Source organism: Streptomyces sp. NPDC087422 (genome assembly GCF_044744145.1).
GTDB lineage: Bacteria > Actinomycetota > Actinomycetes > Streptomycetales > Streptomycetaceae > Actinacidiphila.
In genome coordinates this window covers 816,983-839,966 of the sequence record NZ_JBIUXT010000002.1, presented here as the reverse complement: position 1 = coordinate 839,966, position 22,984 = coordinate 816,983, and the positions used below count along the sequence as shown (strand labels likewise).

Annotated in this window: 20 protein-coding genes, 1 tRNA gene and 1 pseudogene; 10 read left to right on the top strand and 12 right to left on the bottom strand. The window is 69.8% G+C overall.

The genetic code is table 11. The annotated features are described in order from the left end of the window. Positions 1 to 38: 38 nt before the first annotated feature. The 4 genes from ACIO6U_RS09510 to ACIO6U_RS09495 all read right to left on the bottom strand — a co-directional run bounded on the left by ACIO6U_RS09510 (position 39) and on the right by ACIO6U_RS09495 (position 5,437). Positions 39 to 1,766 (bottom strand): relaxase/mobilization nuclease domain-containing protein, encoded by a 1,728-nt coding sequence (locus tag ACIO6U_RS09510; protein ID WP_401716993.1) that lies wholly within the window; start codon positions 1,764 to 1,766, stop codon positions 39 to 41. Further along, complete coding sequence (locus ACIO6U_RS09505) at positions 1,763 to 2,308, bottom strand: MobC family plasmid mobilization relaxosome protein (protein ID WP_401716990.1); 546 nt, start codon at positions 2,306 to 2,308, stop codon at positions 1,763 to 1,765. The genes ACIO6U_RS09510 and ACIO6U_RS09505 overlap by 4 nt, the downstream gene beginning before the upstream one ends. Before the next feature lie 356 nt (positions 2,309 to 2,664). Further along, entirely contained in the window at positions 2,665 to 3,492 is an 828-nt protein-coding gene (locus ACIO6U_RS09500) for a DUF2637 domain-containing protein (protein ID WP_401716987.1), read from the bottom strand. Positions 3,493 to 3,688: 196 nt separating this feature from the next. Beyond that, positions 3,689 to 5,437, bottom strand: a complete 1,749-nt coding sequence (locus tag ACIO6U_RS09495; RefSeq protein ID WP_401716984.1) for a DnaB-like helicase N-terminal domain-containing protein — start codon at positions 5,435 to 5,437, stop codon at positions 3,689 to 3,691. A 314-nt stretch (positions 5,438 to 5,751) separates the two neighbouring features. Between ACIO6U_RS09495 and ACIO6U_RS09490 the strand changes: the two genes are divergently transcribed. The 3 genes from ACIO6U_RS09490 to xerC all read left to right on the top strand — a co-directional run bounded on the left by ACIO6U_RS09490 (position 5,752) and on the right by xerC (position 8,190). Then, entirely contained in the window at positions 5,752 to 6,432 is a 681-nt protein-coding gene (locus ACIO6U_RS09490) for a helix-turn-helix domain-containing protein (RefSeq protein WP_401716982.1), read from the top strand. 235 nt (positions 6,433 to 6,667) lie between these two features. Continuing rightward, complete coding sequence (locus tag ACIO6U_RS09485; RefSeq protein ID WP_401717188.1) at positions 6,668 to 6,916, top strand: helix-turn-helix domain-containing protein; 249 nt, start codon at positions 6,668 to 6,670, stop codon at positions 6,914 to 6,916. Continuing rightward, complete coding sequence (xerC, locus tag ACIO6U_RS09480) at positions 6,913 to 8,190, top strand: tyrosine recombinase XerC (protein ID WP_401716979.1); 1,278 nt, start codon at positions 6,913 to 6,915, stop codon at positions 8,188 to 8,190. Before ACIO6U_RS09485 ends, xerC begins: the two co-directional genes overlap by 4 nt. Positions 8,191 to 8,310: 120 nt before the next feature. On the opposite strand, the gene ACIO6U_RS09475 is transcribed toward xerC, so the two are convergent. From ACIO6U_RS09475 to ACIO6U_RS09455, 5 genes are all read right to left on the bottom strand, one after another. Next, positions 8,311 to 9,021 (bottom strand): GIY-YIG nuclease family protein, encoded by a 711-nt coding sequence (locus ACIO6U_RS09475; protein ID WP_401716976.1) that lies wholly within the window; start codon positions 9,019 to 9,021, stop codon positions 8,311 to 8,313. A 125-nt stretch (positions 9,022 to 9,146) separates the two neighbouring features. Beyond that, positions 9,147 to 10,202, bottom strand: a complete 1,056-nt coding sequence (locus tag ACIO6U_RS09470) for a hypothetical protein (RefSeq protein ID WP_401716973.1) — start codon at positions 10,200 to 10,202, stop codon at positions 9,147 to 9,149. A 343-nt stretch (positions 10,203 to 10,545) separates the two neighbouring features. Then, positions 10,546 to 10,619: transfer RNA gene (locus ACIO6U_RS09465), tRNA-Pro, on the bottom strand. Positions 10,620 to 10,631: 12 nt separating this feature from the next. Next, a complete protein-coding gene (locus tag ACIO6U_RS09460; protein ID WP_401716970.1) occupies positions 10,632 to 11,300 on the bottom strand; it encodes a Pr6Pr family membrane protein in 669 nt (222 codons plus the stop codon). A gap of 35 nt (positions 11,301 to 11,335) precedes the next feature. Next, positions 11,336 to 12,265: a metallophosphoesterase gene (locus ACIO6U_RS09455; RefSeq protein ID WP_401716967.1), complete on the bottom strand. Its 930-nt coding sequence runs from the start codon at positions 12,263 to 12,265 to the stop codon at positions 11,336 to 11,338. Between the two features lie 264 nt (positions 12,266 to 12,529). Here ACIO6U_RS09455 and ACIO6U_RS09450 point away from each other — a divergent pair, with 264 nt between their 5' ends. After that, on the top strand, positions 12,530 to 12,988 hold the full coding sequence (locus tag ACIO6U_RS09450; RefSeq protein ID WP_391042635.1) for a GatB/YqeY domain-containing protein: 459 nt from the start codon (positions 12,530 to 12,532) through the stop codon (positions 12,986 to 12,988). A gap of 167 nt (positions 12,989 to 13,155) precedes the next feature. Here ACIO6U_RS09450 and ACIO6U_RS09445 read toward each other — a convergent pair whose 3' ends face one another. Next, positions 13,156 to 15,513 (bottom strand): transglycosylase domain-containing protein, encoded by a 2,358-nt coding sequence (locus ACIO6U_RS09445; RefSeq protein ID WP_355336102.1) that lies wholly within the window; start codon positions 15,511 to 15,513, stop codon positions 13,156 to 13,158. Positions 15,514 to 15,910: 397 nt separating this feature from the next. Between ACIO6U_RS09445 and ACIO6U_RS09440 the strand changes: the two genes are divergently transcribed. Then, positions 15,911 to 16,243 (top strand): WhiB family transcriptional regulator, encoded by a 333-nt coding sequence (locus ACIO6U_RS09440; RefSeq protein ID WP_093716024.1) that lies wholly within the window; start codon positions 15,911 to 15,913, stop codon positions 16,241 to 16,243. A 71-nt stretch (positions 16,244 to 16,314) separates the two neighbouring features. Here the strand turns inward: ACIO6U_RS09440 and ACIO6U_RS09435 are convergent, their stop codons facing one another. After that, complete coding sequence (locus tag ACIO6U_RS09435; protein ID WP_355336104.1) at positions 16,315 to 17,649, bottom strand: ArsA family ATPase; 1,335 nt, start codon at positions 17,647 to 17,649, stop codon at positions 16,315 to 16,317. Between the two features lie 3 nt (positions 17,650 to 17,652). After that, positions 17,653 to 18,771, bottom strand: a complete 1,119-nt coding sequence (locus ACIO6U_RS09430) for an ArsA-related P-loop ATPase (RefSeq protein WP_355336106.1) — start codon at positions 18,769 to 18,771, stop codon at positions 17,653 to 17,655. 243 nt (positions 18,772 to 19,014) lie between these two features. On the opposite strand from ACIO6U_RS09430, the gene ACIO6U_RS09425 reads away from it, so the two are divergent. From ACIO6U_RS09425 to ACIO6U_RS09405, 5 genes and pseudogenes are all read left to right on the top strand, one after another. Then, positions 19,015 to 19,176, top strand: coding sequence for a DUF4177 domain-containing protein (locus ACIO6U_RS09425; protein WP_188284144.1), 162 nt, complete (start codon positions 19,015 to 19,017; stop codon positions 19,174 to 19,176). Further along, a complete protein-coding gene (locus ACIO6U_RS09420; RefSeq protein ID WP_355336109.1) occupies positions 19,173 to 19,640 on the top strand; it encodes a RidA family protein in 468 nt (155 codons plus the stop codon). The genes ACIO6U_RS09425 and ACIO6U_RS09420 overlap by 4 nt, the downstream gene beginning before the upstream one ends. A 166-nt stretch (positions 19,641 to 19,806) precedes the next feature. Next, positions 19,807 to 20,667, top strand: a pseudogene (locus tag ACIO6U_RS09415) (NUDIX hydrolase); the annotation flags it as partial. Positions 20,668 to 20,834: 167 nt separating this feature from the next. Beyond that, on the top strand, positions 20,835 to 21,668 hold the full coding sequence (locus tag ACIO6U_RS09410) for an MBL fold metallo-hydrolase (RefSeq protein ID WP_401716961.1): 834 nt from the start codon (positions 20,835 to 20,837) through the stop codon (positions 21,666 to 21,668). Beyond that, positions 21,665 to 22,915: a cytochrome P450 gene (locus tag ACIO6U_RS09405; RefSeq protein ID WP_391159355.1), complete on the top strand. Its 1,251-nt coding sequence runs from the start codon at positions 21,665 to 21,667 to the stop codon at positions 22,913 to 22,915. Before ACIO6U_RS09410 ends, ACIO6U_RS09405 begins: the two co-directional genes overlap by 4 nt. The last annotated feature ends 69 nt before the right edge of the window (positions 22,916 to 22,984 follow it).

Below are 22,984 nucleotides of genomic sequence, written 5' to 3'. Positions count from 1 at the left end.
TGCCCGGCGAACCGAAGCGGTCATCGGCGCGGACAGCACTATCGCCGTGATCGGAAGCGGTCAGGCGCCGATACTGAAGTCGAGGGTGGCGTCCGTGCCTCCGTCGTCGGCTGGGGCCGGGAGGCGAATGTCTGAGAGCGGAGGCGGGCGGCCTCGGCCCGTCGGTTGGGTGCGGGGTTGCGTGCTGTGTGCTGGATACGGGAGATCAGGACGCGGGCGGGTTGGCGGGCAGTGTGGAGTTCGCGCTGGGCTGCGGCTTCTTTGAGGAGGCGGGCTGGTCGGTGGCCGCCGGCTTCTGCGTCGGCGAGGACGGTGGCGAGGGCGGGCCAGTCGGGGTCGGCGAGGATGTGGGCGGCGTGGTCGGGGACGGCGGCTCGTACCTCGTTGGTGAGAGTGGCGCGGGTGTCCGGGTTGGGCTGGCGCTGGGCGACGGCGGCGAGTTGGGGTGCGGTGGACTGGGCGTAGGCGGCTTGCAGGTGCTGGACGGCCTGGTGGGCTGCGGCGGCTTGTTGGGTGTGGCCTCGGGCGGTGTGCCAGCGGCTGGCGAGGATCGCGGACCAGACCAGGGCGGCGAGCAGGACAGCGAGGGCGCTGCCGTCCTGGCCGGTGCCGGCGTTGACGAGGTCACGGGCGGCGCTGCGCAGACCGGCTGCCGTGCTGTGCTCGGCGCGGATCTGAGAACGTTGCGCGTGGGCGAAGGCTCCTGCTGCCGTTCGTAGTTCCGCGCGCAGTTCCGCGGGGGCGGCCTGGGCGGTGGCCTCGATCAGTTCTCCGAGGGCGGCGATCTGGGCCTGTCCGCGAGTGTCAGAGCTGTCACCGGTGCCGGTGATCTCGGCGTGGAGGGTGTCGAGGGTTTCGGTGGCGTGCTGCCAGGGTGTGCCGGGCCGGTTGCGGCGGGCGGTGGGGTACTCCTCGGGTGTGCTGGCTTCCAGGTGGGCTTTCAGCTTGGGCAGGGTGAGGTCAGGGGCGATCTTCCCGCCGGGGTGGTAGATCTGCTCGCCGTCGTTATTGAGGTCGCCTGGGCGGCCGGCGGCGTAGCCGAGGAGGTCGCCAGACGGCCCGCGCCGTGGCTTGACGATGACGTCGCCGGCTTCGAGGTAGGCGAGGAGTTCTTCGGCGGTGGTGGCGTGGGGGATGGCGGCGCGGATGCGGTCCTGGAGCCAGGCGCGGCTGGTCTGTTCCCAGCCCAAGCGCGCCGCCTTGTGCATCTCGGCCTGGCTGGGGGCACGGGTGGCGGTGCGGTCGCCCTTGTTCAGGCGGCGCAGGCCGTAGTCCTTCTCGATCTCGCGGCATTCGTTGCCGACACGGATGCCGCTGTCGTGGAGTTTGGGCCGGCGGCCGTCTTCGCGGACGGTGGTGGCGAGGATGTGGATGTGGTCGTCGGCGTGGCGCACCGCGATCCACCGGCAGGCGAGGTCGTCGCCTTCGGGGGCGATGCCGGCGGCGGTGACGATGCGCCGGGCGATCTCGCCCCACTCGGTGTCGGAGAGGTAGCGGTCTTCGGGGGCTGCGCGGACGGGGCAGTGCCAGACATGGTCGGTGAACGGCTTGCCGAACTCGCTGTTGCGCAGCTTGACGGGTGCGTCGAGGTAGCGGCCGAGTTCCGTCAGGGTGGCGCCTTGGTCGCGGCCGGGTTCGGGCATGCCGAGCATGGCGAAGCCGGCCACGAGGTGCGGGTCGAGGTGCTCGTCATGACGGCCGGGGCCGTAGAGGTAGGCGAGCAGGCCTCGGGTGTTGGCGCCGGCCGGCTTGATGGCGGCGATCACGGTCGTCCCACCTCCGCCTCGTCGGCCGGTTGACGCAGGGCCTCGGCGATCGTGGCGAGCAGGTGGTATAGGTCGTCGAGACGTTCGCGGATGTCGGGCGGGGTGTAGTCGCTGTTGAGGGCGCGGGCGATCTGGTTGATGTTGTTGCCGATGCGGCTCAGGGCGCGCAGGACCTGGGCGCGGAACATGTGGGTACGGCGCCGGTCTTCCGAGAGCGGGAGGTTAGCGGTGAACCGACCGGTGAGGAAGGCCAGGACGATGTCGGCGGCGAGACCGGATTCGCCCTTGTAGCCGTGCTCCGCAGCGGCTTCGCGGAGGAGGGTGTGTTCGTCGGGGGTGAAGCGCAGGGGGCCGACGCGTACGGTGCGCTTGTCGCCGGTGAAGCGGCGGATCGTGGGCTGCACACTGTGCACGCTCGGCGGGGCGAGCTCAGCGGACGCGCGGTCGAGAACGGCGCGCTGGGCGGTGTGGAGCGTGTCCGAGTCGGGGCCAGCCCCGGCGTCCTGGCTCGGCGCGCCCTCGCGCCGGGCCGCCTCCGCCACCCCAGGGGCGGAGATCCCCCCGATCTGGCCGCGAGTCGGACTCGGGGTACTACTGGCTCCGCCAGGGGCCGTCTTCCCGAACGCCCGCTGCCAACGCTCCCTCAGCGTAGAAGACGTCCCGGGCTCATCGGGGCCTTTGTCAGTGGGCTCGACAAGGGATCGGCTCCGGGGCATGGCTTTCCGCTCCTGTAGATGATCGGCGTGTTGAGCAACGAGGCGAAGAGGGGCCCGGCTCCGGAGAACTCAGGCGATGAGCCCGGCGGGCGCGTTGGCGGAAGTCGGCCAGCCTCCTCCGGACTTCCGCCAAAGGGAACGCTGTTCCGTTCGGACACTTCCCCGCTTGGAGGAGAGTCCGTTCAGTCCACGCCGGGGTGAGCCCGCCCCCGTTGGGAGAGGCTTTGGTCCTGTTCAGTGCGCAGCCGCTTCATGAGTTGCGTGAAGCGCGCGCTGCCTACGGGAAGGTCGGCGGCGCGGACCGCGTCCTTGACCACGGCGACGGTGAGGCCATGCTTCTCGACCGCAGGGCGCGCGGCGGCCAGGAGCTGTTCCATGGTCGCTCCCGGAGGGCGACCGGTCCGCCTGCGCCGAGCGGTCGGTTCGCGGTCCGTCCTGGTCTTTGCCGTGGCAGTTGGCTGGCTGATGCGATCGGCGTTCTTCGGAGTGATCTGCGTCGGAACACCATCCGGGCCACCCGGTTGCCCAGCTTTGGATGCGGGGCGATTCGGGGTGTCGGGGTCCCCGTCAGCCGCGTGCCGAGCGATGAGAATGCCGAGATGGACCGCTCCCGCCAAGGCCAGCGGAGCGATCATCGACAGGGCGCCGACAGCCGTGTCGCCGAGGCGGAGTCCTGATCCGGCGGAGGTCTGCTCGTTGAGTCGAACGGCGTGCAGTGTGTTGGCCCAGACGCTGGCGGTCGTGGAAGCTAGGAAGAGCGCCCATGCGTAGGCGCGGGCGCTGAAGGGAGCGGTCCGCAGGACGAGCAGTGCCCGTATTCCGTAGGCGATGAACCCGTCGATGATCAGCGGGAAGACGTATGTCAGGACGTGCCGGACGTGGATGGCCTCGGCGGTCTGCCGCAGAGCGTCGTACGACAGCGTGAAGCCGGCCAGTGCGAGGACGGCGATGGCGGCGCGGTCCCAGTACGTCATGGTCTTGGCGGGCTGGACGGTTCGGGCGGGCGTCACAGGTGCTGGTCCTCCTGAATGGTCGCGTGCCGGGGCATGAGGCCGAGCGCGGGGGAGTTCACGGCGGGCCTGGCCGAGGGGCGGTGCGCTCGTCGGGGCCGTACACGCGGGGGCGTTCACGCGAGCCCCCTTCTAAAGGGGGGCTCGCGCGTGAACGCTCCGCCGTGTGAACGCCGTGAACGGTCGCGTGATCGCTCTACCTGCGGTTTGTCGGCACCGCGTGAGGTGTGGGAACGGGACGGGGGAGGCCACCACCGACGGGTGCGCGTGGACGCTCCCGTGATCGTTTGACTCGGTCAGCCGACGCCGTCGCGTCGGTCTCCGATGGGGCTGCGCGGCCTGCGGCCACTGCGAGCGCAACCGCGGGCTGACCTGCGAGGTCGGCGGTCGGCTGAGGGCCGCTGGGCGCGATGTGGCGGCTGGATGCCCGGTAGCGGGCCTTCTGACCGCCTCCGGTGCCTCCGGCGGCGCCGCCGTCCCGGACGGCGAGCCCGGCCCTGACGAGGCCGTCGAGGTGGCGACGGGCCTTCTCGATGGCACCCGGTCCGGGTTTGGCCTCTCCGGTGAGGACGACGGCCAGCTCTTTGACGGTGAGGCCCTCGGCGGCGGCTTGGAGCAGGACGACGGGGTCGAGGGTGTCCTCGACCTGGGTGGTGCCGCGGGTGTGGTCGTGGACGACGTTGAGCGGGCCGATCTCGCCGGTCACCGTCTTCAGGTGGTGGATGGTGACGGCGGGATCGCCCGCCTCGCCGGAGATGAACAGGACGCTGCCCGCCCCGGACGTGAGCCAGGTGGAGCCGTACACCCGGTCCAGCGTGGGGCGTTGACCGCGCGGTGCGTCGGCGGTGGCCTTGCGCTGGTGGTGGAGTTCCATGATCTGGAAGCCCTCGCGGAGGGCGTGGTTGCGGGCGTTGTTGTAGGCGATGGCGAGGGTGTCGTCGACGAGGGTACTGACGGCGTCTTTCAGGCTGTCGATGACGATGCTGTCCGCGCGATGGGCAGCCGCCAGCTCGGCGAGAAGGTTCGGCTCCTTGTCGAGGCCGGCCGGAAGCGGGCCTTGCCAGACGACGAGGCGGTCGCGGAGGCGGGCTTCGTCGTACGCGGTGATGCTGCGGGCCATGGCACGGGCGATCTGCTGCGGCCGGTCCATGGCCAGGTACAGCACGCGTTCGCCTTCGGCGACAGGCATGCCGAGGGTTCCACCCTGGACGCCGATCCGGGCGAGGACGACCTGGTGGGCGAGGGTCGTCTTGCCGACACCGGGTGCGCCGACGATCATCAGGCTTTCCCCGGCTGCCCAGGCGGTCTGCTCCCGGGTGCCCCACAGGGGTTCCTTGTCGGCACCGGTCTTGGTGACGAAGTCCCAGCCGTTGACGGCGTAGCGCGACAGGCGGCTGCTGCCCGAAGCGAGGGCGCGTTCGCGTTCGTCGCGGAGGTCGGCCTCGACGGCGCTGCGGATCTCGTCGGGGTCCGCGCCCGGGGTCAAGGCGCGCTGGACGGTACGGATCCCTGTGGCCTGCAGGGCGCGGAGGGCAGCCTGTCGGCGGACGATCGCGGCGTAGCGGTCGGCGTGGATGGTCGAGGCGGTGGCGACGAGAGCGTGCAGGTAGGAGGCACCACCGACCCGGGTGAGGTCGTCGTTGCTCCGGAGACGGTCGGCAAGGACTACGGGGTCAGTTGGCGCGTTTTCCGCGTGCAGGGCCAGGATCGCGCGCCAGATCGTCTCGTGGGCAGGGCGGTAGAAATCTCCGGCTGCCAGCACGTCCCGGACGCTTTCGACCGCTGTGCCGCCGCGCATGCAGGCGCCCAGGACCGCCCGCTCGGCGTCGAGGTCGTGCGGCGGTCCTCCGAGCCCGTCGTTGAACGACGGCGGGACGTTCGCCGGAGGGGCGCCGTGCGGCTGGTTTGTCGACGGTCCGCGAGGCGGGACCGTAGGCTGGGACATGGAATCCCTTCCCGGAGCGCATCCGGCCCTGGCAGGCCCGCGCTCCGGTTGATCGTCTTGATGGGTGGTCATCAGGGAGCCCTACGGCCCTCGGTGCGCTAACACCGGGGGCCGACCCCGTTCTGCGGCTGCTGTTTCGGTGGCCCCTTCCCGAAGATCGCCGACGTAGGTACTCGCTAGAGCATCCACACGCGGAACGACACAGTCAATAGTGATTCGTGTGTCGATTCAGAACATCGACTGTGCTGTCGCGTGTCAATCTCTCGCGATCCATGTCTTGCCATGAGCAGCGACGGCAAGGTATGCCTGTACCTATGACGCAGATCGACTGGCAGGCGCGGCTGACCGGCCGCGTAGCCGACACGGTCCGACGCCTCCGGGAAGAACGCGGGATGACCGCCCAGGAGGTCGCTGACGCCTGTGCGGCCCTCGGGCACCGCATGCCGCGCAGCGTGATCGCCAACCTGGAGAACGGTCGTCGGTCCGGCATCGACCTGACCGAGCTCCTGGTACTCGCCAAGGTGCTGGACGTGCCGCCGGTCGCCCTCCTGGTTCCTGCCGGACAGGTCAGCTCCGTCGAGCTGCTACCTGGCCGGGACATGCCGACGGACGAGGCACTGGAGTGGGTCAGCGGTGAACTGCCGCTGGGTACCGAACCGGAAGAAGACACCCTCGAAGAACGCTACGACCAGCTCCGCCGCCACGCCCAAGGCGTGCGGAACGTCCTGCTCGCCACGAAGACGGCGGACGAGTACCGGCGCGCCCTGACCCTCATCCGCGACCCCAAGCAGCGGGCTGCCCAGGAGGACTGGGTCGGGAAGATGGACATGTACACCAGCCAGACCGTCCACGACCTCCAGGACTACCGCGCCGCGATGCGGGCGAGAGGCATCACGCCGCCGGCCCTGCCGGAAGAGCTGGACCACCTCGATCTGATCCAGACCGAGGACGGCTGGGTGCCCATCGACGACAGCCCCAAGCCCGACGAGAGCTGAATTGCTCCCGACCCCTTCATCTGCGGACCTGCGTACGTCCGCCCCAATGACTCCTGCGGCGCCTCGCCACGGCCCGCAGGCCGACCTCCGCTCCAGACGTTAGCGCGCCCCGAGCGGAGCGATCCGCCACGACGACCACCCATCAACATGATCACGCCGCTGGGGTGCCAGCCCCGTACAAGCGGCGAGGAGGCCCATGCCCCGGTCAAGCGCGCCCGAGCGCGACCTGACGACCATCACCGTTCCGACCCCGCAAGCCGACGCCTCACTCTCGACCAGCCACTCCACCGTCATCGAGCGGAAGTGGTACACCACCGCCGAAGTCGCGGACATGCTCGGCTTCGGCCTGTCCAAGACCAAGACCCTCGTCCTGACCGGCGAAATCCGCTCCGTACGCATCGGCCGCAACCGACGCATCCTCCCGACCTGGGTCGACGAGTACGTCGCCCGCGTGGTCGCCTCGGCTGAGCAGGTGGCGGCTTGAGCGGCAAGCGCGGCAACGGAGAGGGGTCCATCTACCCTCGCGGCAACGGCTTTGCCGCGTACACCTGGGTCACCACCCCCACGGGCAAACGAGCGCGGAAGTACGTCTACGGCAAGACGCGCGCCGAGGTCCACGACAAGTGGATCAAGCTCCACACGGCCGCCAAGGCCGGCCCCGTAGCCACCAGCAGCCCCACGCTGGACCAGTACCTCGCCTACTGGATCACCGACGTCGTGGAGCGCAACCTCAAGCCCCTCACCGCGGCGACGTATGAGACCGCTGTCCGCCTCTACATCGTCCCCTTCATCGGCGCCAAGCGCGTCGACAAGCTCACCGTCCGCGACGTGCGCGAGTGGCTGAACAAGCTGGCCGACACGTGCCAGTGCTGCGTCCAACGCAAGGACGAGGCCCGCCCCCAGGAGCGGCGTCGCTGCTGCGCCCTCGGCAAGTGCTGCCACAAGACCCTGTCCCAGCGCTCGGTCGGCGACGCCCGCACCGTCCTGCGCAGTGCCCTCACCTACGCCATGACCGAGGAGATGATCGCCCGCAACGTCGCCCAGCTCGTCAAGCTCCCCAAGCCCCGCAGCCGCAAGCCGGTTCCCTGGTCCGTCGAGGAGGCCAGCCGCTTCCTGGAGTCCGCCCGCGCCGCCCGTGATCCGCTGTACGCGGCCTATGTGCTGATCCTGGTCCTCGGCCTGCGCAAGGGGGAGGTGCTGGGGCTGTCCTGGTCCGACGTGACCTTCGACCGCCACGAACTCCACATCCGCAAGCAGCTCCAGCGCGTCCGCCGCCGGCTACTCCACTCCGAGACCAAGACGGAGGCATCAGAGGCCGTCCTCCCGTTGCCGGACATCTGCGAGGCGGCACTCCACATCCGCGAGAAGCGCCGCGACGCCCACAAGCTGGCCGCCCGCGAACTGTGGACCGAGTCCGACCTCGTCTTCACCACCCGGTACGGCACCCCGGTCGAACCTCGGAACTTCAACCGCCGCTTCGCCTTCCGCTGCGAGCAGGCTGGCGTCCGCCTGATCCGCGTCCACGACACCCGCCACACCTGCGGCTCCCTGCTCGCGGCCCTGGACGTCCACCCACGCGTCGCGATGCAGATCCTCCGCCACACCCAGATCGCCGTAACGATGGAGGTCTACACGCACGTCCCCTCGGAGGAAACCCGCAAGGCCCTCCGCAAGCTCGGTGTAACCCTAAATGGTTGTCATAACGAGATATCCGGTGACGAAAAGAGAGTATCCGTGCGATCTGGCCCTGAGGCGTAGCACGTCAACCCCTTCTGTGATTGCCGCACCCGTTGTACCTGTCGCAGGTCCAACGGGTGCGGTTCGTGGGGTGGAACTATAGCGGCGCGACCTATGTCAGGTCTCTCGCTAATGCATTGGTCAAGGTTCGTCGCGCCACTCATAGTGTGGTTGCCGTGAAGTGAACGGAGTGCGCCCGCAGCCTCTGTGCTCTCCATCAATCCACTTGGCAATTTCATCTTCGATAAAGTCGAAGCACATGATGAGCGAATAGCTATCCAATTCAATCAAGGTGCGGGCATTTTCCTCTGCGGTGCGTTGAGGGTCGAAAGTGAGGGCGTCGTCGTCGCATATAAATCCGAGATCAGTTCTATCGACTTTCAGATCGCTGATCGCGTACGATTCTTGACGGACCATCTCAAGAGCGCAGTTGGTAGCTGTTTGGAGGTAGCTCAGGCCCACCAAGTCACGTCTGAGCCAGCGTCTGCACCGAGAATCGAATGCGGGTAGAACATTTACTCGGGTGACCTCCTCTTCGTCGAGAAAGGGGGAAAAGCGCGCGATCCTCTGAAGGGCTTCGATTGCCTCCTTCGGTGTGATCCGGAAAAATTCTCTGCGGTTATTTACTCGCTGATGAGAGAATTTCTCGTGCAGGCGCCTCTCGACTCCTACACAGTCGGCCACTAGTTCGTCATAGGCGACAACGAACGGCGTTGGAACTCCAGTGCTATATAGATCACTTGCGCGCAATTTTGACGTGCCCCTGGTTAAGCCAATCTTAACGAGGTCGGTCAAAGATGAGTTTACAAGGATATAGACGTAACCGGGTGTCTGATCGTCGTCATCCGTCATGGTCATGTTGTACCAGTAGGGACTGACAGGTAAGGTGTTATTGACCGCGATCAAGAACATCTGCACATGTCGGACGGCGAACTGGCAGAGCAGACGTTGAACCTAGCTGGGTTCGGAGTGGTGTTTCAGCTGCCGAAGACAGTGCGATACGCCTCTTCACCTTGGTGGATCACTGTGGCGAGACCGGCAGTGGCGGTCGTGATCGCGCTTAGTCCGCTGAGGACGCGGTGGTAGGCGGCCCGGACTCGGCTGGGTTCTGGATTTTGGGCCGCTGTTTCCTCGCCGAGGACTTCGGCGTCGTGGATCAGCTCCGCCTGCTGGGCTGGCTCCATACCGAAGGTCGGGGCGAACTGCTGCACCACGGCGGCGAAGTCGCGCAGCGCCGTGGGGTCCAGGCCGAAAGTATTGCTTTGCACTACTCGGTTCTCTCGCCCGGCGACAAAGCCCTGAGAGTTGTTGATGGTATAGCTGTCGCCAGCCCTCGGCCGGTTCAGGTAGTCGGACACGGTTCCTCCGGATAGGACGCACTCGATGCCGTCGGGCGTGATGGCAACGGTCGGCGGATCGGTGTTGATCCCCGCGACGAACCCCGCGTGATTCAAGCGCGCTACGGCTTGATGCAGCTCATCGCCGGTGATCCCGTCGCCGGCGTAGTAGGCAGCGGGGACAGCGAAGAAGCCGACGGGATCGACCGGCTTCTGATCGTGGGCTGCGGTGTAGAGCCAGCGGAGGAACGCTTCGGCGGCGTAGCGGTGCCGGGCGGCGTGATCTTGTTGCAATTCCTTCAGGTGGTGCACAGCCACACGGCCGTCGTCGGTGAGGTGCACATCGGGTGTCCCCGCCAGATTTCGGGCGATGGTAACCAGCCCGCGTTGCTCGAGTTGGAAGGCGAGTACGGCCGCGTCCTGAGCTGGCAGCCCTTGCTCTTCGACGAACTGGGTGACGTCTACGAATTGGGCTGGGTATTGCTGTGCGTAGGTGTCCAGCCACATGAGCAGCAGGGCCACATATGGACTGTTTCCGATCGCAGTACCGCTGTCCCAGCCGCCCCCATGCACCGACGCCTCTGCACCGACGGGCATACGGATGGGGTGCTTCCTGGAAGCGCGCTCGAACTCCTTGGCGATGTCCTTCACGAACTTGTCGATCGCACGCCGGTCGATCCCTGGATTCTGGGGCACGTGGGCCTCCTGTACGCCTCACCTTTGCTCCAGCCTAGCGAGTGGGACCGACAGCGACGCCGCTATGGAGAGGTGTGCTCGGCAGCCCAGCAGCGGGCGTCTGTAGGTTCCCCCGGCTTTGAGGGGGCCGCAGTCGGTTTGACACATGATCGTTACCCCCGCCAGCGCTCTCCGCCAGCAACGCAGTCCCGGGCACCTGCTGCTGTGATGCAGCAGTGCACGCTTGCTGAGCGCCGCACTGGGCTGCTGGTGGCCGAGGAGGGCCAGGCGGTTGCTGTACTTCGCTGCTGTACGGGTACGCCAGAGGCCCTGCAGGATGATCCTGCAGGGCCTCTGACCTGGGTCGGGGTGGCGGGATTTGAACCCACGGCCTCTTCGTCCCGAACGAAGCGCGCTACCAAGCTGCGCCACACCCCGGTGCAACGGGGTTTACTTTAGCGGACGGGGGGCTGAGGGCGAAATCCGGTTTCCTCGGGGGGCGGGGCGGTGGTGGTCGAGGAGGATCAGGAGGAGGGAGAGGGCGGCGAAGGCGAGGGCGAGGAGGAGGGCGGTGAGGAGGGTGGCGGGGTAGCCGCGGGTGTCGACGTCGAGGAAGGGATAGGGGTAGCCGGAGAAGGGGCCGCGGATGAGGGCGAAGGCGAAGTAGGCGAGGGGGAGCAGGAGCCATTGGCCGGCGTAGCGCCAGGGGAAGCGGCCGGGGGCGGTGAGCAGGAGCCAGTCGAGGACGACCGTGAGGGGGGTCACGGTGTGGAGGAGCTGGTTGGAGAAGGCGAGGGCGCCGGTGCGGGCGCCCAGGGCCTCGGACTCGGAGAAGTCGCTCGCGTCATTGGCGAGGACGAGGTGGTAGACGAGGCCGGTGATCACGATGCAGAGCAGGACAGCGCCGTGGATCAGCGGGGGGATCGGGGGACGCCGGGTCCAGGTGCGGTACGCGGACCAGGCGAAGGTCAGCGCGATCGCCGCGTTGGTGAGGACCGTGAAGTACGTGAAGACCCGCAGCGCCGGGAAGTGCGCACACTCGATGGTGATTCCCGTCACCGCCGCTGCCGCGATCAGCAGCCGGAAGGCCGCCACGTACGAACGGGGGATTGCAGGCATGCCTCACCGTACGAGACGGCGGACGGCGGGACGGGTCAGCGGCTGGTGAGCGTCAGGAGTGTCGCCTCGGGCGGGCAGGCGATACGGACCGGGGTGAAGCGGTTGGCGCCGCAGCCCGCGGAGACGTGCAGGTAGGACGTGGAGCCGGTGGCCGTATGGGTGGACAGGCCCTTGACGCGGTCGGTGTCGAGGTCGCAGTTGGTGACCAGCGCGCCGTAGAAGGGGACGCAGATCTGGCCGCCGTGGGTGTGCCCGGCGAGGATCAGCGGGTAGCGGTCGGAGGTGAAGGCGTCCAGGACGCGCAGGTAGGGCGCGTGGACGACCGCCAGGTTGAAGTCGGTGTCCGGGTCGGGGCCGCCCGCGACCGCGGCGTAGCGGTCGCGCTTGATGTGCGGGTCGTCCAGGCCGGTGAGGCCGAGCACGGGGCCGTGGTCGAGCTTGAGCTGCCCGCGGGAGTTGCTGAGGCCGACCCAGCCCGCCGCGTCGAACGCGTCGCGCAGCTCGCCCCAGGGGTTGCGCAGGACGCCGTGCGCGGCGCGGTCCTTGCCGTTCAGCCCGTGCTGGCCGCGCGCCTTCTCCACCAAGTACCGGGCGGGATTACGGAACTTGGGGCCGTAGTAGTCGTTCGACCCGAAGACGTACGTGCCGGGGAACTGCATCAACGGGCCCAGCGCGTCCAGGACTTCGGGTACGGCGGTGGGGTCCGACAGATTGTCGCCGGTGTTGACGACCAGGTCGGGGCGCAGGCCCGCCAGCGACTGGAGCCAGCGGCGCTTCTTGTCCTGGCCCGACACCATGTGGATGTCGGAGACCTGGAGGATACGGATCGGGCGCATGCCCTCGGGCAGCACCGGGACGTCGACGCGGCGCAGGCGGAAGGACCGCGCCTCGAAACCGGCCGCGTACGCCAGGCCGGCCGCGCCGGCCGCCGTCACACCGAGGGGAATTCCGTATCGCGCGCGCATACGTCCATCGTGTCAGAGTCCGGGCCGTACGCGCGCCAAGGCCCCTCGACCGGCGCCGGGCGCATCCTTCAGCCGGGCGCACCCTTCAAACGGGCGCCCTTCAGCCGGGCGCACCCTTCAGACAGGAGCCCCCTCCAGCCGGGCACCCTTCAGCCAGGGCGCACCCTGCCACGGCCAGCCGCACAGACCCCCCGACGGGCAGTCGCCCCCCGCCTCCCTCGTATATGCGGCGCGACCGCCGCGCAGGGATGCGAAACTCGGCGTATGACCACCACGCTCAAGCAGCGACTGCACGACGACCTCACCAAGGCGATCAAGGGACGCGACGAACTGCGCTCCGCCACGCTCCGGCTCACCCTCACGGCCATCACGAAGGAGGAGGTCGCGGGCACCACCGCGCGCACCCTCTCCGACGACGAGGTGCTGAAGGTGATCACGCGCGAGGCGAAGAAGCGGCGGGAGGCGGCCGAGGCCTTCGCGCAGGGCGGCCGGGCGGAGTCGGCGGAGCGGGAGCGCGCCGAGGGCGAGGTGCTGGCGGAGTACCTGCCCAAGCAGCTCGGGGACGAGGAGCTGACCGCGATCGTCCGGGACGCCATCGCCGAGTCGGGGGCCGAGGGACCGCGCGCCATGGGCGCCGTCATGAAGATCGTCAACCCGAAGGTGGCCGGGCTCGCGGAGGGCGGCCGGGTCGCCGCCGAGGTGAAGCGCCAGCTCGCGGGCTGATCCGCGCACTCATCAGCAGACCTCACGCGTAAGGGGCGCCCTCCCAGGAGGGCGCCCCTTACGACGTCACTTATGCGCGGGCCGACGCCTCACACCTGCGCCGACCTGCGCCGACCTGCGCCGACCTGCGCCGACCTGCGTCGGCCCGCATCGGCCCGCGTCGACCCCTACGTCGCCCCCGTCGTACCCCCCGCCCGGCCGTTCCCGCCGCCTGTGGTCAGGCCGGGGAAGGTCGGGAAGGGGTTGGGGCTGCCGTTGGTGGCGCCGTTGGCACCGGTCGCGCCCACGGTCGTACCCGTCGTCGTACCGCCGTTGGTGCCGCCGCCGGCGGCGCCCGCCGTGATGGCGCCGGTGGTCGTGCCCATCGTGGTGACGCCGCCGGGGCCGTGGCCGCGGCCCTTGTGCTTGTCGTCGGTGTTGGTGGCGTTGCCCGGGTTGTTCGGATCGGGCGACGCCGGGGGGTTCTTGCCCTTGTCCTGGATGTTGAGCGGCACCGTCACGAAGCTGAGCACCGGCTTGCCCTCCAGGGACGCGGAGACGGCGTCCTTCCAGATGGGGGCGGGGCCGTCGGCGCCGTACACCAGCGGGTAGTACTTGCCGCCGATGGTGATGTTCTTCATCTTCTTGGAGTGCTTGGGGTCACCCATCCATACGGCCGCCGCCATGTTCGGCGTGTAGCCGGCGAACCAGGCCGCCCACCGGTCGTCGGTCGTACCGGTCTTACCGGCGGTGTCCCGGCCGTCGTCCAGGTTGGCCGCCTCGCCCGTACCGTCGTCGACGACGCCCTTGAGCATCGTGTTGATGGTGTCGGCCGTGTTCTGCGACATGGCCTGCGAGCAGAGCGACTTGGGCACCGTCAGCTTCTTGCCGCCCGCGGCCGTCACGGACTGGATGGCGATCGGCGTGCAGTAGACGCCGCGGTTGGCGAAGGCGGCGTACGCGGCGGCCACATTGAGCGGCGACACCTCGTTGGTGCCGAGGGTGAGCGAGGCGATCTGGTTCAGCGGCTTGCCGTCGGCGCGGTTGAGGCCCAGCTTGGTCGCCATGTTGACGATCGGGCAGAGCCCGGTCTGGCTCTCGAGCTGGAGGAAGTAGGTGTTGATCGACTTCTTCAGCGCCTCGGGCATCTGGTACGGGCCCACCTCGGACGGGTCCTCGTTGCCCGTCTCGTCGGTGCCGTGGATCGTGTTGTTGTCGCAGGTCGTGACGTCGGGGTACGTCATCTTGTTCGGCGACGGCTCCGACTGGTCCGGCTTGTAGCCCGCTTCGAGCGCCGCGGCGGCCGTGATCGGCTTGAACGTCGAACCGTTCTGGAAGCCCTGGCCGCCGCCCATGTTGGCGTTGACCGAGAAGTTGATCTGCGTCTCGTTCTTGCCGAAGCCGTACGGCTTGCTCTGGCCCATCGCGACGATCTTGCCGGTGCCGGGCTCCACCAGGGTGACGGCGGCGGCGATGGCGTCGCTCTTGTAGACGTGCTTGCTGATGCCGTCCAGCACACCCGCCTGCGCCTTGGGGTCGAGCGTGGTCTTGATGGTCAGACCGCCGGTGTCCCAGGTCTTGGCGCGCTCCTCCTTCGTCTTGCCGAAGGCGGCGTTGGTGAGGAAGGTGTTGCGCACGTAGTCGCAGAAGAAGCCCGCGCCGTTGACGGCGGTGATGCAGCCGTTCTTCGGCGAGCTGACCTTCAGGCCGAGCGGCGCCTTCTGCGCGGTGGCGGACTGCTCAGGGGTGATGTCCTTGAGCTGCGCCATGCGCGCCAGCACCGTATTGCGGCGCTTGAGGGCTTCCTGCTCGTCGTTGATCGGGTCGTAGCGGCTCGGCGACTGGACCAGGCCCGCCAGCAGCGCGGCCTCGGTGAGCGACAGGTTCTTGGCGTGCTTGCTGAAATACCGCTGTGAGGCCGCCTCGACGCCGTACGCCTGCTCGCCGAAGAAGGTGATGTTGAGGTAGTTCTCCAGGATCTTCTTCTTGCCGAGTTCCTTCTCGACCTGGATCGCGTACTTCATTTCCTTGATCTTGCGGCCGATCGTCTGCTGGGTGGCGAGGGCGACCTTGTTGGGGTCGTCGCCCGCCTCCTCCACGAAGACGTTCTTCACGTACTGCTGCGTCAGGGTCGAGGCACCCTGGGTGCCGCCCTCCGACGCGTTGTTGCTGAGCGCGCGCAGGATGCCCTTGGGGTCGAGCGCGCCGTGCTCGTAGAAGCGCGAGTCCTCGATGGCGACGATGGCGCTGAGGACATTGGGGCTCATGTCCTCGATCGGGACGACGGTGCGGTCGCGCGAGTAGACCGTGGCGATCAGGCCGCCGTGCGCGTCCAGGATCTTCGACGCCTGGCTGAGCGGCGGGGTCTTCAGCTCGCCCGGCAGGTCGTCGAAGCCGGCCGCGGTGCCCTTGGCCGACAGGCCGAGCGCGCCCACGGCGGGCAGCGCGATGCCCGCGAGGACCACGCCGGAGAGCACGCTGACGCCGAGGAACTTGGCGGCCTGCTGGGCTGTGCTCAGCCCCCCGCCCGATCGCTTGTGTGCCATGGAGGCAGCCTACGTTGCGATTCCCCGGACGTGCGCCCAACTGTTCGCCTACTCTGTAACGGACAGGGCGCGATCGTCGGGCGCGTTCCTGCCTTCCTTCGTCACTCTTGTGAGTGATGAGAACTGCCCGAAATTCGGCATATGCCGAGGGACTTGTCCCTTATGGCGAGACGATGTGTGCTACTTCGCCTCTTAAGTCCGATATTGGTGCCACATAAGCCCGCCTCACTCCGTTGGGTGATCTCCCGCGCACGCATAGTCCGTTCGGGCCATGCAAGATTGGGCCGGAAAGGGCTGTTGCGCCGCGCCTACCTTCCGTAACGTCCTCAACTGGCAACGGTGAATATGCCGCTTGCCGCCGTGGGGGAGCCTCGATTCGGGAGAGGACGGCGCCAGCATGAGTAGCTGGGTAACCGACTGGAGCACGCAGGCGGCGTGCAGGACCACAGATCCGGACGAGCTGTTCGTCCAGGGCGCGGCTCAGAACAGGGCCAAGGCGGTGTGCACCGGCTGCCCGGTGCGGACCGAGTGCCTGGCGGACGCGCTCGACAACCGGGTGGAGTTCGGCGTGTGGGGGGGTATGACCGAGCGTGAACGCCGTGCGCTGCTGCGACGGCGCCCCATGGTGACCTCGTGGCGCAGACTGCTGGAGACGGCACGCACCGAGTACGAGCGCAGCACCGGCCTCATCCCGCTCGACGACGAGGACGACTACGCCGCCGCGGGCTGACGACCGGTCAGAACCGCACCATGACGTACGTGGTCCGGCCCCGCGTCACCGCGCGGTCCGACCTCGCACCACTACGCGGCCGCGGGCCGACCGTCCGCCAACTGCTCGCCGATCGCCCGCAACCCGGTCAGATCGTGTACGTCACCGGGCAGCGCTGTCACGTCCACCATGGGCACCTCCGGGTGGACGGACACAAAGCGGTCGCGCGTGCGTCGTTCACGCGCGACCACCTGCATGCGTTCGGCATGGAGGCGCAGCAATCCGGCGGCCAGCCGTTCGGTACCGGCCGCGGTCGCTGTGCTGGACGTGCTCGCTGTGCTGCCCGTGCTCGCAGTGCTGGACGTGCCTGAGCCGCTGGCGCTCGAGCTGCCGGCGGTGCTTGCCTGACTGGACGCGGAGGCCCGCTGGGAGTCAGCCTTCCCGGTCGGATGATCCACAATGCCGCCGTCCGCAAGATTTTCTTCCAGCGCCTCCTCCAGGGCCTCGGCGGCGGCCAGCGCCCGCTCCGCGGTGAGGTGCGCGGCGCCGCTGCCGTGGACGCGGTTGAGGACGAGACCGGCGAGCGGCATGTCCTCGGCCGCCAGGCGTTCCACGAAGTAGGCCGCCTCCCGAAGGGCGTCCCGCTCCGGGGCGGCGACCACCAGGAAGGCCGTGCCCGGCGCCTGGAGCAGCCGGTACGTGGCGTCGGCGCGGGTCCTGAAGCCGCCGAACATGGTGTCCATGGCCGCCACGAAGGTCTGCACGTCACGCAGCAGTCCCGCGCCCATCACCTTGCTGAGGGTGCCGGTCATCATCGACATCCCGATGTTGAGGAATTTCACCCCGGCCCGGCCGCCGACCTTGGCCGGGGCCATCAGCAGCTTGATGAACTTGCCGTCGAGGAAGGAGCCGAGCCGCTTGGGCGCGTCCAGGAAGTCCAGCGCGCTGCGGCTCGGCGGGGTGTCGACGATGATCAGGTCCCAGGCGTCCTGGGCCCTGAGCTGGCCCAGCTTCTCCATCGCCATGTACTCCTGCGTGCCCGCGAAACCGGCCGACAGGGACTGGTAGAAGGGGTTCTCCAGGATCGCGCGGGCCCGCTCCTGATCGGAGTGCTGGACCACGACCTCGTCGAAGGTCCGCTTCATGTCCAGCATCATCGCGTGCAGCGAACCGCCGGCGGACCGATCGATTCCGGCCACCTCGCGCGGGGTGTTGTCCAGTTCGGTCAGGCCCATGGACTGGGCCAGCCGCCGCGCCGGGTCGATCGTGAGTACGACGGCCGTACGGCCGCGCTCGGCCGCGCGTACGCCCAGGGACGCGGCGGTCGTCGTCTTGCCGACACCGCCGGAACCGCAGCACACGATGATCCGCGTCTTGGGGTCGTCGAGCAGCGGGTCGATCTCCAGCACGGGGCTCTCCAGGCTCATGGGTCAGGCCTCGTCTCCGGTGTCGGTGTCTTCGTCCGGGTGAGCGGCGGATTTCCCGCGGGCGCCGTCCTTGGCGAAGGTGCCGCCGAAGCCCGGCACGGCCTGCTTGCGCAGGCTGTCGGCCAGCCGGTAGAGCCCGCCGAGGTCCACGCCCTCGCCGATCAGCTCCAACTCCCGTACGGGAAGGCCGAGTCCGCCGATCTCGGCGCGCTGCTCGCGCTCCAGGACCACCCGCTCGGCGTGCTCGTACGCCTGGGCGAGCAGCGGGTCGACCAGCCGCTCGGCGACCCCGCCGCGCCGGGCGCCGCCGAGCCCGGCCTGGGACAGCGCCTTGGCGACGGCCGTGCGCCGCTTGCCGACGCCGCCACCGCTGCCGCCCGCCGGGAGGTCGGTGACCTGGGCGAGGGCGGCGTCCTCCAGGAGGACGGGGCGCACCATGTTGACGATGACGGCGCCCACCGGCAGCCCGGCGGAGCGCAGGTCCGCGACGCCGTCCATCGTCTCCTGGACCGGCATCTCCTCCAGGAGCGTCACCAGGTGGACGGCGGTCTGCGGGGACTTCATCACGCGCATCACGGTCTGCGCCTGGTTGTGTATGGGGCCCATCCGGGCCAGCCCGGCGACCTCGTCGTTGACGTTGAGGAAGCGGGTGATCCGCCCGGTGGGCGGGGCGTCGAGCACCACCGCGTCGTACACCGGCCAGCCCGCCTTGTCCTTGCGGCGGACGGCCTCGCAGACCTTGCCGGTCAGCAGCACGTCCCGCAGCCCGGGGGCGACGGTGGTGGCGAAGTCGATCGCGCCGAGCTTCTTGAGCGCGCGCCCGGCGCGGCCGAGCTTGTAGAACATGTCCAGGTAGTCCAGCATCGCCAGCTCGGCGTCGATGGCCAGCGCGTGCACCTCGCCGCCGCCGGGTGCGGAAGCGATTTTCCGCTCCTGGTACGGCAGCGCCTCGGTCTCGAAGAGCTGGGCGATGCCCTGCCGCTCCTCCACCTCGGCCAGCAGCACACGCCGTCCCTCGGACGCGAGCGCGAGGGACAGCGCGGCGGCGACCGTGGTCTTTCCCGTGCCGCCCTTGCCCGTCACGATGTGGAGCCTGACGGCGGAAGACTGTTGAGGGCTCACCTTGCGAGCCTAACCACTGAAGGCACCACGTACTCGGGCGGCCGTGCGGTTGGGGTGACGGCGCGATGACCGCCGGGTGTCGATCCGGGGCGGCGGCGCGATGACCGCCGGGTGTCGATTCGGGGCGGCGGCGCGGGGCCGAACGGGGGGCGCGGCAGTGGTCCGCGGGTGGTCCGCGTACGGTCCCCGCCGGTCGGGGAGCGCCGTGCCGGACGGCCGCCGGGGAGGCACTACAGTCGCCGTATGGCGAAGAAGTGGGAATACGCGACCGTGCCGCTGCTCGTGCACGCGACGAAGCAGATCCTCGACACGTGGGGCGAGGACGGCTGGGAACTGGTGCAGGTCGTGCCGGGGATGAGCCCCGAGCAGCTCGTGGCGTACTTCAAGCGGGAGAAGGCCGCGTGAGCGGCGCCGTCGACGCGCGGCTCGCGGAGCTGGGGCTGACGCTGCCGGACGTGGTCCCGCCGCTGGCGGCCTACCAGCCCGCGGTGATCTCCGGGCGGTACGTCTTCACCTCGGGGCAGCTCCCCATGGTCGAGGGCAAGCTCGCGCTGACCGGCAAGGTCGGCGCCGAGGTCACCGCCGACGAGGCGAAGGACCTGGCCCGCATCTGCGCGCTCAACGCGCTGGCCGCCGTCCGCTCGGTCATCGGTGACCTCGACCGGATCGCCCGTGTGGTCAAGGTCGTCGGCTTCGTTGCCTCCGCCCCCGACTTCACCGGCCAGCCCGGTGTGATCAACGGCGCCAGCGAGCTGCTCGGCGAGGTCCTCGGTGAGAAGGGCGTGCACGCGCGCAGCGCCGTCGGCGTGGCCGTCCTCCCGCTGGACGCCCCGGTCGAGGTCGAGGTTCAGGTCGAGCTGACGGACTGAGTCCGCCTGTCCGCCGGTCCGCCGCCCGCGGGGGAGGTCCCCGCGGGCGGCGGCTCTCGAACGTCGCGGGGAGGTCCCTGCGGGCGGCGGCTCTCGAACGTCGCGGGGAGGTCCCCGCGGGCGGCGGCTCTCGAACATCGCGCCGGATGGACGTAGCATCCCGCCCATGACCAGGACCGACGGACAGATGTTCCCCGCCTCGTGGCCGGACCGCATCCGGGCGCTGACGAGCGGGGAACTGGTCCCCGTCACGCCGCGGCGGGCGGCGACCGTACTGCTGCTGCGGGACACCGACGCCGGCGGACCGGCCGTCCACATGCTGCGCAGACGCGCCTCCATGGCCTTCGCCGGGGGCGCGTACGCGTATCCGGGCGGCGGCGTGGACCCGCGCGACGAGCGTCCCGTGGGGTGGGCCGGGCCGTCGCTGGAGGCGTGGGCGGCGGCGCTGGGGGCGAGCGAGGCGGTCGCGCAGGCCGTGGTGTGCGCGGCGGTGCGGGAGACCTTCGAGGAGTCGGGGGTGCTGCTCGCCGGGCCCGACCCCGAGACCGTCGTCGCCGACATCACCGGGGCGGACTGGGAGGCGGACCGGGCCGCGCTGGCCGCTCACCACCTGTCCTTCGCCGACTTCCTGGCCCGCCGCGAACTCGTCCTGCGCTCCGACCTGCTCGGCCCCTGGGCCCGCTGGATCACCCCGGAGTTCGAGGAGCGCCGCTACGACACCTGGTTCTTCCTCGCCACCCTCCCGGCCGGGCAGCGCACGCGGGACGTGTCGGGCGAGGCGGACCACACCGTGTGGCTGCCGCCCGCCGAGGCCGTCGCGGGCTACGACCGCGGCGAGCTGAGCATGCTGCCGCCGACCGTCACCACACTGCGCGACCTGCTGCCGTACGCCTCTGCCGCGGACGCGCTCACCGCCGCGGGTGACCGGGACCTCACCCCGGTCCTGGCCCGCGCCGCCCTCGACGAGCACGGCGACGTCGTCCTGACCTGGCCGGGACACGACGAGTTCACCCGCTTCATCCCGGGCACGGCGGGCCCGCTGCCGGACCGGGGCCAGGGCCAAATCCAGGGTCAGGGCCGGGACCCGGACCCGGCTCAGGACCAGGGCCAGGGCCAGACTCAGGACCGGGGCCGGGCTCAGGACGCGGCGCGGAGCGAGGACCCGGACCGGGCCCAGGACGAGGGAGCGGGCCGATGACCGCCGCGAAGCCGCCCGGCGAGCCGCAGGCCACCATCGGCGGCCGGGCCACCGCCCGCGCCCTGTGCGTGCTGGCGCCCAACCCCTCGGCGATGACCCTGGACGGCACCAACACCTGGATCGTGGCAGAACCCGACTCACCGCTGGCCGTCGTCATCGACCCCGGCCCGCTGGACGAGGGCCACCTCGCCCACGTCGTGGAGGTCGCCGAGCGGGCGGGCAAGCGCGTCGCCCTCACCCTGCTCACCCACGGCCACCCCGACCACGCGGAGGGCGCGGCCCGCTTCGCCGAACTGACCGGCACCCGCGTACGGGCCCTGGACCCGGCGCTGCGGCTCGGCGACGAGGGCCTGGCCGCGGGCGACACCGTCACCACCGGCGGCCTGGAACTCCAGGTCGTCTCCACACCCGGCCACACCGCCGACTCGCTCTCCTTCCACCTCCCGGCCGACGGCGCCGTCCTGACCGGCGACACCGTGCTGGGCCGCGGCACCACCGTGGTCGCGCACCCCGACGGGCGGCTCGGCGACTACCTGGACTCGCTGCGGCGGCTCCAGGCCCTGACGGTCGACGGCGGGGTGGACACCGTGCTGCCCGGGCACGGCCCCGTGCTCACCGACGCCCGCGGCGCCGTCGAGTACTACCTCGCCCACCGCGCGCACCGGCTCGCCCAGGTCGAGACCGCTGTCGAGTCGGGGCTGCTCACCGCCGCCGACGTCGTCGCCCATGTCTACGCCGACGTCGACCGCTCCCTGTGGCCCGCCGCCGAGCTCTCCGTCCAGGCCCAGCTGGCCTACCTACGCGAACACGGACTCATCGATCTGCCATGACACCCACCCCTCCCGCGTCACCCGCCGCCCCTTCGTCCGGACCCGCCTTCGAGCCCTGGTCGCCCTCCTTCGTCGCCGACCCCTACCCGGCCTACGAGGCCCTGCGCGCGGCCGGCCGCGCGCACTGGTTCGAGCCGACCAGGCAGTGGCTCATCCCGCACTACGACGACGTCAACGCCCTGCTGCGCGACCGCCGTCTGGGCCGCACCTACCTGCACCGCTTCACCCACGAGGAGTTCGGCCGCGAGGCGCCGCCCGCCGAGCACGAGCCGTTCACCACGCTCAACGGCAACGGGATGCTGGACCTCGAAGCCCCCGCGCACTCCCGCATCCGCCGCCTGGTCGCCAAGGCCTTCACCCCGCGCACGGTGGAGAATCTGGCCCCCACCGTCGAGCGCCTGGCCGCCGGACTCATCACCTCCCTGCACGCCGACGGCGGCGGCGACCTGCTCTCCCGGGTCGCCGAGCCGCTGCCGGTCGCGGTCATCGCCGAGATGCTGGGCATCCCGGCCGCCGACCGCGGTCTGCTGCGGCCCTGGTCGGCGGCGATCACCGGGATGTTCGAGCTGAACCCCACCGAGGAGAGCGCCCGCCGCGCGGTCACCGCCAGCGAGGAGTTCTCCGCGTATCTGCACGAACTCATCGCCGCCCGGCGCACCGACCCCGGCGAGGACCTGATCAGCGCGCTGATCGCGGCCCGCGAGGACGGGGACGTGCTCAGCGAGCAGGAGATGATCTCCACCATCGTGCTGCTGCTGAACGCGGGCCACGAGGCCACGGTCAACACCACCACCATCGGCTGGCTCACCCTCTTCCACCACCCCGACCAGCTCCAACTCCTCTACGACGCCCCCGAGCGGCTGCGGGACGGCGTGGACGAGATGCTGCGCTACGACACCCCCTTGCAGATGTTCGAACGCTGGGTGCTGGACGACATCGAGGTCGGCGGCACGGTCATCCCGCGCGGTTCCGAGGTCGCCCTGCTCTTCGGCTCCGCCAACCGCGACCCGGCCCGCTTCACCGACCCCGACCGCTTCGACGTCACCCGCCCCGCCGCCGACAACCGCCATGTCAGCTTCGGCGCGGGCATCCACTACTGCCTCGGCGCCCCGCTGGCCCGTCTCGAACTCGGCGCGTCCTTCGGCACCTTCCTGCGCCAGGCGCCCGGCCTGCGGCTGGTCGCCGAGCCCGCCTGGAGCCCCGGCTATGTGATCCGCGGACCGGAGGAGCTGCTGGTCACCTGGTGACGGCGCGGAACCGCGCGCAGGGCCGTGGGGTGGACGGGCCCAGGACCGTACGGGCAGCCGTGCGCGGGA

What these genes read in the sequence shown, in the direction of transcription:
- ACIO6U_RS09495 (WP_401716984.1), bottom strand. Translation starts at nt 5,437, where the DNA reads ATGTCCCAGCCTACGGTCCCGCCTCGCGGACCGTCGACAAACCAGCCG.
- ACIO6U_RS09490 (WP_401716982.1), top strand. Translation starts at nt 5,752, where the DNA reads ATGACGCAGATCGACTGGCAGGCGCGGCTGACCGGCCGCGTAGCCGAC.
- ACIO6U_RS09475 (WP_401716976.1), bottom strand. Translation starts at nt 9,021, where the DNA reads ATGACGGATGACGACGATCAGACACCCGGTTACGTCTATATCCTTGTA.
- ACIO6U_RS09460 (WP_401716970.1), bottom strand. Translation starts at nt 11,300, where the DNA reads ATGCCTGCAATCCCCCGTTCGTACGTGGCGGCCTTCCGGCTGCTGATC.
- ACIO6U_RS09455 (WP_401716967.1), bottom strand. Translation starts at nt 12,265, where the DNA reads ATGCGCGCGCGATACGGAATTCCCCTCGGTGTGACGGCGGCCGGCGCG.
- ACIO6U_RS09450 (WP_391042635.1), top strand. Translation starts at nt 12,530, where the DNA reads ATGACCACCACGCTCAAGCAGCGACTGCACGACGACCTCACCAAGGCG.
- ACIO6U_RS09445 (WP_355336102.1), bottom strand. Translation starts at nt 15,513, where the DNA reads ATGGCACACAAGCGATCGGGCGGGGGGCTGAGCACAGCCCAGCAGGCC.
- ACIO6U_RS09440 (WP_093716024.1), top strand. Translation starts at nt 15,911, where the DNA reads ATGAGTAGCTGGGTAACCGACTGGAGCACGCAGGCGGCGTGCAGGACC.
- ACIO6U_RS09435 (WP_355336104.1), bottom strand. Translation starts at nt 17,649, where the DNA reads ATGAGCCTGGAGAGCCCCGTGCTGGAGATCGACCCGCTGCTCGACGAC.
- ACIO6U_RS09425 (WP_188284144.1), top strand. Translation starts at nt 19,015, where the DNA reads ATGGCGAAGAAGTGGGAATACGCGACCGTGCCGCTGCTCGTGCACGCG.
- ACIO6U_RS09410 (WP_401716961.1), top strand. Translation starts at nt 20,835, where the DNA reads ATGACCGCCGCGAAGCCGCCCGGCGAGCCGCAGGCCACCATCGGCGGC.
- ACIO6U_RS09405 (WP_391159355.1), top strand. Translation starts at nt 21,665, where the DNA reads ATGACACCCACCCCTCCCGCGTCACCCGCCGCCCCTTCGTCCGGACCC.